General features: G+C 33.3%; 13 protein-coding genes. 1 reads left to right on the top strand and 12 read right to left on the bottom strand.

Going from position 1 to position 12,186, the window contains the following annotated elements:
- Window positions 1–6 precede the first annotated feature (6 nt).
- Complete coding sequence (locus SIB53_RS00275; protein ID WP_413678256.1) at window positions 7–1,245, bottom strand: MFS transporter; 1,239 nt, start codon at window positions 1,243–1,245, stop codon at window positions 7–9.
- On the opposite strand from SIB53_RS00275, the gene SIB53_RS00270 reads away from it, so the two are divergent.
- Window positions 1,230–2,822, top strand: a complete 1,593-nt coding sequence (locus SIB53_RS00270) for an alpha/beta hydrolase (RefSeq protein WP_413678255.1) — start codon at window positions 1,230–1,232, stop codon at window positions 2,820–2,822. The two genes, SIB53_RS00275 and SIB53_RS00270, sit on opposite strands and share 16 nt — an antisense overlap.
- Here SIB53_RS00270 and SIB53_RS00265 read toward each other — a convergent pair.
- From SIB53_RS00265 to SIB53_RS00215, 11 genes are all read right to left on the bottom strand, one after another.
- Window positions 2,819–3,841, bottom strand: coding sequence for an ABC transporter permease (locus SIB53_RS00265; protein WP_413678254.1), 1,023 nt, complete (start codon window positions 3,839–3,841; stop codon window positions 2,819–2,821). The genes SIB53_RS00270 and SIB53_RS00265 overlap by 4 nt on opposite strands.
- Window positions 3,842–3,843: 2 nt before the next feature.
- Window positions 3,844–5,421, bottom strand: a complete 1,578-nt coding sequence (locus tag SIB53_RS00260; protein WP_413678253.1) for an ABC transporter substrate-binding protein — start codon at window positions 5,419–5,421, stop codon at window positions 3,844–3,846.
- A 42-nt stretch (window positions 5,422–5,463) separates the two neighbouring features.
- Window positions 5,464–5,682: a hypothetical protein gene (locus SIB53_RS00255; RefSeq protein WP_413678252.1), complete on the bottom strand. Its 219-nt coding sequence runs from the start codon at window positions 5,680–5,682 to the stop codon at window positions 5,464–5,466.
- Between the two features lie 92 nt (window positions 5,683–5,774).
- The gene (locus SIB53_RS00250; protein ID WP_413678251.1) at window positions 5,775–7,091 is read right to left on the bottom strand and encodes a homoserine dehydrogenase; all 1,317 of its coding nucleotides are present in this window, start codon (window positions 7,089–7,091) and stop codon (window positions 5,775–5,777) included.
- Between the two features lie 35 nt (window positions 7,092–7,126).
- On the bottom strand, window positions 7,127–7,591 hold the full coding sequence (locus tag SIB53_RS00245) for a SufE family protein (RefSeq protein WP_413678250.1): 465 nt from the start codon (window positions 7,589–7,591) through the stop codon (window positions 7,127–7,129).
- A 42-nt stretch (window positions 7,592–7,633) separates the two neighbouring features.
- Entirely contained in the window at window positions 7,634–8,230 is a 597-nt protein-coding gene (locus tag SIB53_RS00240; protein WP_413678249.1) for a 5-formyltetrahydrofolate cyclo-ligase, read from the bottom strand.
- Window positions 8,231–8,258: 28 nt separating this feature from the next.
- Window positions 8,259–8,723 carry a crossover junction endodeoxyribonuclease RuvC gene (ruvC, locus tag SIB53_RS00235; RefSeq protein ID WP_413678248.1) on the bottom strand — a complete coding sequence of 155 codons (465 nt, stop codon included), beginning with the start codon at window positions 8,721–8,723 and terminating at the stop codon, window positions 8,259–8,261.
- Window positions 8,724–9,812, bottom strand: coding sequence for a magnesium chelatase ATPase subunit I (gene bchI / locus SIB53_RS00230; RefSeq protein WP_413678247.1), 1,089 nt, complete (start codon window positions 9,810–9,812; stop codon window positions 8,724–8,726). It abuts the gene before it with no gap.
- Between the two features lie 111 nt (window positions 9,813–9,923).
- Window positions 9,924–10,997, bottom strand: coding sequence for a serine hydrolase (locus SIB53_RS00225; RefSeq protein WP_413678246.1), 1,074 nt, complete (start codon window positions 10,995–10,997; stop codon window positions 9,924–9,926).
- A gap of 53 nt (window positions 10,998–11,050) precedes the next feature.
- Window positions 11,051–11,788 (bottom strand): RNA methyltransferase, encoded by a 738-nt coding sequence (locus SIB53_RS00220; protein ID WP_413678245.1) that lies wholly within the window; start codon window positions 11,786–11,788, stop codon window positions 11,051–11,053.
- 2 nt (window positions 11,789–11,790) lie between these two features.
- A complete protein-coding gene (locus tag SIB53_RS00215; RefSeq protein ID WP_413678244.1) occupies window positions 11,791–12,180 on the bottom strand; it encodes a c-type cytochrome in 390 nt (129 codons plus the stop codon).
- Window positions 12,181–12,186: the final 6 nt, after the last annotated feature.

Below are 12,186 nucleotides of genomic sequence, written 5' to 3'. Positions count from 1 at the left end.
TTATTCTTATTTGATATTCTTACAAATAGGCAATAAAGATATACAAATGAGACTAACAATTAACCATAATTGAAATCCTGTATCAAAGTAGTCGATTAATTTACCAGCCATCCATGGAACTGTTAATGAACTAATTCCAAAACATTGAGAATATAAAGCTATGGCAGAACCCCGATATTTAATTGGTGAAGATTTTATAATTGCATCTGAAGCAGATGGCAGGAATATGCATAGAGAAAATGTTAGAGGTATGAAAGCTATAAGTATTAATAGATATCCGTCAACCAAGAAAGTGGAAAGAGATAAAAGAATACAACCTATGAGTATTGATATCAGGCACAATTTGAATTTAAAAGGTGAATTTTTATTTCTTAAAATATAACCTACTGGCCATTGAGAGATTGCAAGTAAAATAAGTTTAATTGTTAGTAAAGTAGCTACTCTTTGCTCTATAAATGGTGGCCTTATTATACCGCCCTTCGCTAAATCTAATGGTAGAATACTTTGTAATAAACTCATTACTCCTGTAACAAATAGAGTTATTAATAATAAAGGAGATAACTTTATTGCCCATTTTAGATTAGATTTTTTTTTAGGTTCTTTGCACTTTAATGTTATATCTTCTCTGAGCTTTAATTCTGGTCCGGTTTTATTTATGCTAAGCTTGTTTAATATAATATTTAATATATAGAACATGCATAAAATATCTATTAAATATATTATCCGTGTGTATTCACAGTACGTTCCTAAAGTACCTAGCAAGACCCCTATCGTGACACCAATAGCGTCAGCACTTCTTGCAAGTGAATAACCTTCACTTGATTTGATTTTGCTATTGCAATTTAATGGAATTGCTAATTCTGCAGAAGGCCAATAAATTCCAGCCGCACCTCCTAAAAAAAATTGACCACAAAGGTATGCTAAATAATTTTGCGAATAAAAAAATATGAAATCAGATAAAATTGCAATTAAACATGCAACTTTAATTGCATTTCTATATCCAAATTTTTTGTCAAGTAAATACCCTGTCCCTAATCTTGTGGTTATTCCAGAAAATGCCGCTGCACTTATTCCGCTACCAATTTGCTCTGCTGTAAAACCTAAACTATTGAAAATTATTGGGCTTAAATACAATACCCCTCCTGCTCCTATTGCTGTCCATAAACGAGCCTTTATGATTAACCTTAGAGATATAGGGAATCTCTCCCAATAATTTCTAAGACTAGAAGTTGAGAACAAATTCATTCATTAAAAAATTAGTTGTTCTTGGAGCAGTTGGAAGCTTAATAGCTCCTCATTGTTTTTATCCAAAAGTTCACGCAGCAGAGAGATTTGAAATTCATTTCGATGGAATGTCTATTCCAATATCGATAAAAGAATTGATTGATTGGAGTAATGGTGCAGAGGAGAAAAATTCAGAATTAGCAAGCTGGCTTAATTTACTTGGCTTTAAGGAAAGGAACGGTTTGGCAAGGTTTTTAAATACACCTTTGGTAAGAGATAAAAGTATGGCAAGACAAATTTTGAGAAGTTGGTCAGGTCGGAAATTGCTTGATGAAGTAAGTGATCTAATTCTTATGGATGAAGACAGCTCTGGCGAAGGTGTTCTCGATACTTTGGAAAACCTTTTAAATGAAAAGGATGAGGTGACAACTTTGGATCTTTTAAATTCACTATCTGTTAAAGCAATTCATATTGATTTGGATGGGTGGATTGAAGTAGCTAATAATTGGAGAAATGAATTAAATAAACAACAAAAACTCATATCTGATTTGGTCTCAATTAATGAGTTATCAGTTAAAAGAGAAGAAATTAATTTTTTACCTCTTGAAATAAAAGAAAGTGAATATGAATTGATTTCTTTAACTGTTTTTCATCGAAATGAGCCTTTGATTTTAGAAGTTTGGAATCCTTCTTCAAGGAACAAAACTAGAAAAAACTGGGTTCTTTTAATGCCAGGCTTGGGAGGAGATCGTAATCATTTTAATTGGCTTGCAAGAAGTCTTAGTCACAATGGTTGGCCTGTTGTTGTTCTTGAACATCCAGGTAGTGACTCACAAGCATTAGAAGCCTTGGTAAAAGGAAGACTTCCTCTGCCTGGTGCTGAAGTTATTCCTGAACGTTTAAATGATTTAGATAGTATCATTAAGGCCAAAAAATCAGGAGATATTGATATCTCTCCAGAGAATGTTGTCTTGATGGGACATTCGTTAGGAGCTCTTACAGCTGTTTTGTCTTCAGGAGTAAAAATAGATGGTCAGCTTGAGAATAGATGTCAGAAGGTATTAGATAATCTTTCTCTTACTAACCTATCTTCACTTTTACAATGCCAACTAATAGATATTACTTTGTCAGAAAGAAAACGTATAGAAAATCTTTCAGCTATTGTTGGTATGAATAGTTTTGGGAGCTTTTTGTGGCAAGAAAATTTAGATAATCAAATAAATATCCCTCTTTTCCTTACTGGAGGAACTTTTGATTTAGTTACACCTTCTATTAGTGAGCAATTAGGATTATTGCTTTCTTTAAGTTCAAACCCATTAAGCAGAGTCCTTTTGATTGAGGGAGCTAGTCATTTTTCACCAATTAGAGTAGAAGGTCAAATGTATCAGTCTAAAGGTAAGGACTTATTTAATCTTGGAGAATCAATCGTGGGCTATCATCCTCTTTCTGTACAAAGCTTATTAGCTTTTGAAATAATCAGCTTCTTAGAAAAATTAGAAGATAATAAATCAATTCCTTCGAATACTAATTTAACTAAAGGCGAGCTTAAGTTTCATATTTTGGATAGTAATATAATTGAAAAACTTCTCAAGATTTAATAGCTAACTCTTGGATCAATATATGCAATAGCGATATCTATTACAACACTTATCATAACAACGAGGCTAGATATTATAATAACTATTCCTTGCACAACAGAGTAATCTCTTTGGTTAATAGCCTCTTGTAGTCCAAGAGCAATTCCTGGCCATGAGAATGTTATTTCAATTAAAAGTGCTCCGCCAATTAATGAAGAAACTGTTAATCCAGTAATTGTCAGCATTGGTAGTAGTGTATTTGGTAAAGCATGCTTAATTAATATTTTTTTGTAATTTATACCTCTACTTTTGGCGGCCTCAATATAATCTTTTTTAAAAACCTCCTCTAGATTTAATCTTAACGATCTGCTGAATATTCCGCTTAATAATATCCCTAGAGTGACTGAAGGTAATATTAAATGTTTAATAGAACTAAAAAGAATTTCAATGTTTTTGTCTAAAACACTATCTAAAAGTAAGAAACCAGTAACTGTTGGAGGAGGAATAACTCCAGGAGGTAATCTTCCTCCAATGGGTAACCAACCTAGCAAAACAGCGAATATAATTTGAACTAGCATTGCGGCCCAAAAAGGTGGTAGTGCATAGGTCCCAATCCCAAAAATCCTTCCCAAAAAATCTATTTTTCCTTCTGGTTTAAGTGCCCCTGAAAAACCAATTAAATAACCTACTAGTGATGCTATTAATATTGAAAATAAAGCTAACTCCAAACTTGCTGGAAGAGCCTTGGAAATAATTACTTTTACAGGTTCTTGTGTGTTTAAAGAGATTCCTAAATTCCCATGAATTAATTGATTTAAATATTCAATATATTGATTACTTAGAGGTTGATCTAACCCAAGTTTAATTCTTAGGCTTTCCCTTGCAAATTCATTAGCTCGTGTTCCGAGAATTGCATCAACAGGATCTCCTGGTGCAATTCTCAACAATATAAAAACTAAGCTTGAAATGATCCAAAGCATAATTGGCAATAGAGTTAATCTCCAAAGGATATATTTGAAAAGTTCCTTTTTAGATGACAAAATTAGTTTCTTTTTAGGTTTTTTAGAATGATTAATCCATCGCTTGAGAATTCTGGTTGACTTATATCTTTTAAAGACCAAGCTTTAGGATTAACAAGCCAGATTGGTAAGTAGGCACTTCCTTGTGCTGCAAGTTGCTCGACTTTTATTAAATTCTTCAATCTACTTTCTCCTTCTAGTTCTTCACTTTTCTCTAAGAGTTCTTGTATTTCATTATCACCCCAAAAACTACCACTAAATACAGCTTCGCCCTTAAGGCAAGATTTATTATTTATTTCATTACAACTTAATAAGGGGGTTAAGTATGCTTCTGGGTCAGGATATGCTCCAGTCCAATCTAATATAACTGCCTCAAAAGCCCCTTCGGAAAGTTGTTTGTAAACTGTGGTTGACTCAATTCCATTTAAAGTTATTTCTATACAATTAGATAAATCTCTTTTGATTTGATCTTTCCATGTAAGTGCAAGTAATTTATCAGCAGGCACATTAGATCTAAATGTTAATGGAATAGAGAGAATATCTGTTTCGCAATATCCTTCTTCTTTCAACAAAGATCTTGAAATATTAGGATTATATTTTGGCCATGGGGAAAATTCGTTTTTCTTTAATTGAGGAGGGACTATTGATCTTAAAGGTTCTCTTGTTCCAAAACTAACTTGTTGACTAATTAGTTCTCTATCAATTGAGTATGAAAGAGCTTCCCTGATTTTTCTGTTTTTTAAAGGTGATTCATTACTTTTAAATGTAATATATCCTATCTCTATTGGATCACCTTCTCCTGAGTTTATTTTTCCTTTATTGACCATATTATTTAATGTTAATCGTTGCATATCATCTATAGAATTTGAGATCAGGACATCAACTTCTTTTGTTTTTATAGCCCCAAAAAGAGTACTAGAATTATTGTAATTAATAAAGTCAATACCTTTATTAAGAGGTTTTTCCCCCCAATAATTTTTGAATGGCTTGATTATTTGTTGACTTGCTCTGAAACTTTCTAAGAAGTAAGGTCCAGTTCCTATAAAAGTTTTATTATTGAAATTATCTTTGTAATTTGAATATGCATTAGGTGATACTGGGGTTAAATTTACGGATGTTAAAAGGCTTTTTAAGGAACTAGAAGGCTTTTTTAATTTTATTCTTAGAAGAAATTCATCTTTTACTTCAATGTCTTCTATCTTTTCATTTAATAGGTAATTTAAAGTTCCTATCTTCATGAAGCGATTAAGACTAAATGCCATTGCTTCTGCATTAAAAATACTTCCATCATGGAAATAAATATTTTCTTTTAATGGAATATCTATAAGCAAACCATTCTTACTTACTTTTGGTAACTCTTTAGCTAAGCTTGGTAAAAGATTTCCTTCCTTATCTATTTTGTATAAAGTATCTCCAAGGGCGCTTAAAATTTGTAGTGTCCTCAGAGTATTTGCTTGAGCAGGATCAAGGGATTCAATTTTACCTGCACTTGCAACAATAATATTTTCTCTTTTCTTATATTGAGCGCAAGATAACTGGAAGATTATTAAGAGAAGACCTGAGAATCGGAAGATATTTTTTATATAATTCAGTTTTAACATTTAGTACACAATTCTATAATAATTTCTGACTGATAAAAATATTTATTGATTAGGAGATACTTGTTTAATTGATATTTCGAACACTGGTGATCCGTTAGGGTTAAGTGGCCATTCTCTAACCCAACATTTTTCATAAGCATTATCTATGCCTAGTACTTGAAAAAGTTCCTCTTGATTCTTTATATGAACACAATCTCCTTGATTAATATTTTTTTTTATTTCTTTTCTCTCTTTATCAATTAAGGTTCTGGATGTTTTCATGGTTTAGCTTCGAAAAGAAATTTAAGAAAAAATTTCCTTTGTTCTATTTATATAATTAGCAACTTAATTTCGATTTGACTAGTTTTCGTTAGCTAAAGGCAACCCATGGTTGACGCAATCCTCTTAACCTTTGGCAAGTTTTCTATATCTAAAAGAGCCTCTTCAAGTTGACCTTGTTTAATCTTATGAGTAATAACTACTATCTCTGCTTCTTTGTTTGTTGCATCAAATTGCACAATTGATTCAATAGATATTCTTTTCTTTCCAAAAATAGTTCCTATTTCTCCAATTACTCCTGGACTATCTTCCGCAATTAGTCGTATATAATTCTTTTTGGTTATTTGTTTCTTTTCTGCTAAGTGACAACTTCTCCAACCTTTTGCTGAAAGAAGAGGGTCTAAGTTCAAAATTTTGTCTTCACTCATAGACTGAATACCTGCAATATTAAGTATGTCGGCAACAACAGCTGATGCAGTTGGACCGGATCCTGCACCTGGTCCAAAAAACATCACTTGGCCAATGGGATTTCCTTCTACAAGGATTGCATTATTCACTCCATTTACCCCTGCCAAGGGATTGTCTTCAGGTACCAATGTGGGCTCAACCCAAACAGATAATGGTTGACTATTTTCGCCTTTTGATTGGATTTCGCCTTTCTCGGATATTGCTAACAGCTTGATTCCATATCCTAACTTTCTTGCATAATTAACATCTATTCCTTCTAGGAGATTTATTCCAGTTGTTGGTATGCAAGACCGATTAATTGCTCCACCAAAGGCAAGGCCACTTAGAATTGCAATTTTGTCAGCTGCGTCGGCCCCTTCGACATCTGCTGCTGGATCACTTTCTGCATATCCAAGCGCTTGGGCATCTTTTAAAACATCCTCATAATTAGCTCCTTCTTTATCCATTCTGGAGAGGATGTAATTAGTTGTCCCATTTATTATTCCGCTTACTTTAGTTATCTGATTTCCTCCTAATGATTGCTTTAGAGGCTCAATGATAGGTATTCCTCCTCCTACTGCGGCTTCAATGAGGACATAAACCCCAGCGGCTTTTGCTTCATTTGAAATCTCTTCACCATGTCTTGCAATTACTGCTTTGTTGGCAGTTACAACAGATTTGCCTGCTCTTATGGCTTGGATAATTAATGATTTTGCTGGCTCAATACCACCCATTACTTCAACTACTATTTGAATATTGGGGTTGTTTACTATTTCAATTGGGTTTGTTGTAAGTATTGAATCTGGGATGGATATTCCTCGTTTCTTTTGGAGATTCCTTACTGCAATTCCGACAACTTCAAGTTCTCCAACCAGTGGATGTCTGTCATTAGGGCTACTAATGATATTTGCAACACCCTGACCAACAGTTCCTAGACCAAGTAAACCGATGCCAACTTTTTTCATGTTTCTATAAGGTGATAATTTTGTTTGAATGCTATTTATTCATTCTCAGCGCTAGATAGTGATAGATTTTTTGCTTGGGCTTTCATTTTTAGGAATATGTTTAGAAATCCATTTGCTCTCGATGGTGTCAAGCTTTTGCTTAGTCCAGTCATCTCAATAAATTTTTCATGTATAGAGAGTACTTCAAAAGGTGTTAAATCATTCAAACCTTTTATTAGAAAAGCTAGCAATCCTTTTGTTATGAGAGCATCTGAATATCCTTTCCATTGAATTTTTCCATTCAAAAGAATTCCAAGAACATACACTTCTGAAATGCATCCTTTTACCTTAGTAGTTTCCAGGCGAAGATCTTCAGTTAGTAAAGGCAAACTTTTAGCTAGCCATAAAATATATTCATAGCGCCTTTTGGGATCCGAGGTTGATTGCAGACGTTCTATAAGATTATCTAATGAATCACTCCCGTAAGTATTGATGAAAGATTTTTCTTCGATTTCAGTCACCTCTTCAGTTCAAGCAATTTGTATATCCTAAAGTTTAACTAATTATTTAGGTGCTTCAATTTGATGTAGACCTTTTTCGCTAATCCAACCATTAAATGGAACGTCCCATCTGTCTCTAGGTAATGGTTTTTTAGATATGCAATTATTACTGATGACTACAAATGATGGTATTGAAAACCACGAATCTCTTTGTCTAAGACGATCAAAGTATCCGCCCCCATAACCTAATCTATACCCTTCTTGATCAATAGCTATTGCGGGGACAAATAGTATAGAAATATTATTAGGGTTAATAGGAATTTCGTCTATTGGTGCGGGAATATTGTTCGAATCTATATCTAGCGGACTATTTGACCAATGATGATAGTTAATACCTTTGCTTTTAGAACTCGAAGGTAAAGCTACTTTTTGATTATTAATATCTTTAATAAATCTGATGTCGACTTCACCTTTTAATGGCCAGTAAATACCTATATATTTTCCTTCAAGATGATATTTATTCAAAAGTATATTTAATGTTGATTTGACATTCAATTTAATTTTCTCATTTATTAAGGATGAATTAGAATTACGGATTAATTTATATTCCTTTCTTTTAATTTCTTTTATTGATTTAATATCACCTTTCAAATTCTTCATGAATAATATATCTTAACTATAGATTTAATTATTGAAGATAAATTCCGGTAAGTGCAATGGCTAGTGCATCTGCAGCATCATCAGGTTTTGGCGGTGAAGTTATACTAAGTTCATGCATTACAGAATTTAAAACCTCACATTTATCTGAATGACCATAACCAGTTACAGCAAGTTTTATTTGCATTGGTGGAAACTCTTGAATAGGAAGATCATGCTTTCCTAAGGTCATCATTATCACTCCGCGAGCCTGAACAACACTTATTGTTGTACTAGACCGGTAGAAAAAAAACTTTTCAACTGCTGCATGATTTGGCTCCCATTTGCTTATTATTGAGCTTAAATCATTTGAAATTTCTACAAGTCTTTTTTCTTCTTTTTGTGTTGATTTTGTCTCTATAATTCCACAATCCAACATTACTTTTTTTCCTTCAATTTCCTCAATAATTCCATAACCTACTCTTGCTAGCCCTGGGTCTATTCCTATTATTCTCACTTAGTTGGTTGTAGCTAGTTCAAATTCAGATAGATCATTAGTTTCATTTCTTTCAAATACTTTGCAAAAAGCTTTTATTACTCTATCTCCAGAATCAACTTGTTCAAGAGGATCTTTCCTAAGTCTATGCCTTAAAGCTGTAGACACTACGCGAGCAATATCTTCTTCAGTTACTTCTTTTCTTCTTTCAAAGGCAGCAAGGGCTCTAGCTGCTCTATTTGTAACAATATCTCCTCTAAGTCCATCGACATCAAGTTCACCACAAACTGCTGAAATTTTTAGTCTGAGATCTTCATCTATAGAAACCTCGTTAAGTAAAGCTTGAGCATCAACCACTTTTTGTTGAAGCGAGTCTTGATGAGATTGAACAGATTCGCTAAAAGATTCAGGATCATTGTCAAAAGCTGTGCGCTGATCAACAACTTGAACACGAAGTTTTGCTTCCCTTACGGTTCTCACTTCTACACTCATGCCAAAACGATCAAGTAATTGTGGCCTTAATTCTCCTTCCTCAGGGTTACCTGAACCAATAAGTACAAACCTTGCGGGATGTCTAACCGAAATTCCTTCACGTTCAACAGTATTCCATCCTGACGCAGCAGAATCTAGAAGTACGTCAACAAGGTGATCATCTAGCAAGTTGACTTCGTCAACATAAAGCAATCCTCTATTCGCTTTCGCTAGAAGTCCTGGTTCAAAAGCTCTAACACCCTCACTCAAGGCCTTTTCAATATCAATAGTCCCGCAAAGTCTATCCTCAGTAGCACCTAATGGTAGATCAACCATAGGAACTTGTTTCTCGCCTTTTTGAATGTCGCAACCACTGTCTATTTTCTCCCTGACATCATTGCTTTGAAGATCAGGATCATCAAGTGAGCTGTTATAAGGATCTCCTTCTACGACTTGAATAGCAGGTAAAAGGTCTGCCAGTGCTCTTATGGTAGTGGACTTCCCCGTGCCTCTATCACCCATTATCATTACACCGCCAATTCTAGGGTCTATAACATTTAAAAGAAGTGCTAGCTTCATTTCCTCCTGTCCAATGACTGAAGTGAATGGAAAAACTCTGCGTTTTCTAGTTGAACTCACTTTCTTAGTACTATTAACAAGATTGTTTCACAAGTAGGCCACTTTAGTTTGATAAAGTTCAAAAAAAAAATGATAATGAAAATCAAAAGTTTATTTAAACCAGTAAAAAATCTAATTTGGATTACTTGATTTTTGCTCTAGGACTAAAAAAGGGATTAATTCCGCTGATAAATTTCTTATCAACTCAGGTGATCTTGGATCGTTAAATGGACCTTTGACTATAAAACTTGCGAATGCCCTTGAGTTATGGGGAGTTTGTATTAGAGCTGTATCTGAATATGAGATTCCAATATCACCAGTTTTGTTATGAACTAAGTAACCTTTTAATGCAAGATAATAGTCAGCGTCTTTTGACTCTTTCCCAAGACCTCTTAAAAGCCCAGAGGGTATTAATGTATTTGTTTTTGATGTCCCCATTATTTCTCTAAAAATATCTCTAGATCTAACATTTAATAGATAACCGTTATCTACAAGAGCCAATGCTAAAGATAGATCCTTGGTTGATGTAAGATTTGTTCCATCGAGATCAGGAAGATAGTTATTTATTTGTGTATTTTTTAATCCAAGTTCTTTGAATTTCTGATTAACTATTTTGATTCCTCCCAATCGTTTTATTAGTAAATTAGTTGCTGTGTTATCACTAACTCTAATCATTTCAGATGCTACTTCATAAACAGGAAACACCTCGCCAATTTCTCGGTATGCCATCCATCCCGAACCGCTACCAATTGTATCTTCTGTAAGTATCAATTTTTCATTCCAAAATATTTCTTCATTCTCTATCATTGTAAGTAAAACTATTAGAATAGGGACCTTGATACTACTTGCTGCAGATAGCTTAATATCAGAATTAATTTCTGCATAGAATAGATCATCTAATGATATAAAAAAAGCACTTACATATAGATCTGGATTTTTAATTATAAGATTTTCCCATCTATTAATTAGCTTTTCTAGTCTTTCAAATTTGCCTAATTTATTATTATAAAATAATGATAAATTAGATTTTTTAATTAGTAATTCTTTTTTAACTGATCTCCTTGATTTTTCTATGAAATTAATTTTTTTGTTTATTTTATAGTTTTGATTAATCGGACCAACAATCTTTAGTAAACTGCCAAGTAAAATTGATAAACCTATACTGGTTAAAATTATATTCGTTAGTACTTTGAGTCGATTGTTCACTTTGAAATCAAAGAATATAAATCTTTGCTATTTATTGTAGCTTGTTATTTTAATTAATCATTTTTATTTTTAATTTTCCATCTTGCTTGGCTAATTATTCCTCTGATTAGTGCAACTTCATCATCTTTTATTTCACTTCTTATAAGCAATTGTTTGATTTTCGCCATTTTGGCATTATATGTATGTTTCATTAAGAAACCAATGTCAAGCAAAAGACTACCTGCATCATTAATACAATCTTCTAGTTTAATTAAATTCGCAGGATAGCTTATTTTTTTATTAGGTTTTAATAAATCAATTTCATTAAATTGATTGAATTGATGAAGAACAATTGCGACTGCATGGGAAAGATTTAATGATGGATAACTCTCACTTGTATTAAGACTGATCACTTTATTTGCTTTAAGAAGCTCTTCGTTAGACAAACCTCGATCTTCTCTCCCGAAAACCAAAGCTATTGTTTCATCTCTTTCTGATTTAAGAGCCCAGCACAAAGCTTCTTTATTAGACGTAAGTGGAATTTCTCCATGTTCTCTTCTTCCGCAGGTAGCAATTATTCTTGAACAGTCTGAAAGTGCTGAATTTAGATCTTCGTATGTTTTTGCGTTATTTAAAATATTTATCCCTCTAACAGCCATACGTTTTGCTTCTTGAGCTAAAAAATCACACTTTGGAGAAACTAGTCTTAATTCATGAACACTAAAGTTTTCACATAATCTTGCAATGCTCCCAATATTGATTGTCCCTGCCGGTTCAACAAGTACTATTTTAAGAGTTTTCTTATTAGCCACAATTAATTTAGAGAGTGCATATATGCCAAAAGATCAGCCATTGATTTTGGTTCGATTTCAAAACTTGGCATTGGTGGAGTCAATCCTCGAATAACTTGATTAATAATCTTTTTATCATTCATTTCTTGGGTAGCTTCATGTAGATCAGGGCCTACAAAACCTTGGGCAGAAATCCCATGGCAACCGACACAATTTATTTTGAATAATTTGCTCCCAGATAAAGCTTCACCTTGAATAGATAAAGTTTCAGTTACAAAAGGATCTTGCTTAAAACTTCCCATGGTCCAAAAAAGGATAAGGAAGGCGACTGTGGCAGTAGATAATATGAATATTCGCCAAGTGCTAATCTTTTGGTCCTTATTAATTAATGCTTTTGATGACGGAGTATTCACTAAAAC

Origin of the sequence: Prochlorococcus sp. MIT 0916, assembly GCF_047305155.1 — a bacterium.
Classification (GTDB): domain Bacteria; phylum Cyanobacteriota; class Cyanobacteriia; order PCC-6307; family Cyanobiaceae; genus Prochlorococcus_B.
The sequence above is the reverse complement of the archived record's forward strand: the minus strand, read 5'-3'. Positions and strand labels throughout refer to the sequence as shown.

What these genes read in the sequence shown, in the direction of transcription:
- SIB53_RS00275 (WP_413678256.1), bottom strand. Translation starts at nt 1,245, where the DNA reads ATGAATTTGTTCTCAACTTCTAGTCTTAGAAATTATTGGGAGAGATTC.
- SIB53_RS00260 (WP_413678253.1), bottom strand. Translation starts at nt 5,421, where the DNA reads ATGTTAAAACTGAATTATATAAAAAATATCTTCCGATTCTCAGGTCTT.
- SIB53_RS00255 (WP_413678252.1), bottom strand. Translation starts at nt 5,682, where the DNA reads ATGAAAACATCCAGAACCTTAATTGATAAAGAGAGAAAAGAAATAAAA.
- SIB53_RS00250 (WP_413678251.1), bottom strand. Translation starts at nt 7,091, where the DNA reads ATGAAAAAAGTTGGCATCGGTTTACTTGGTCTAGGAACTGTTGGTCAG.
- SIB53_RS00240 (WP_413678249.1), bottom strand. Translation starts at nt 8,230, where the DNA reads ATGAAGAATTTGAAAGGTGATATTAAATCAATAAAAGAAATTAAAAGA.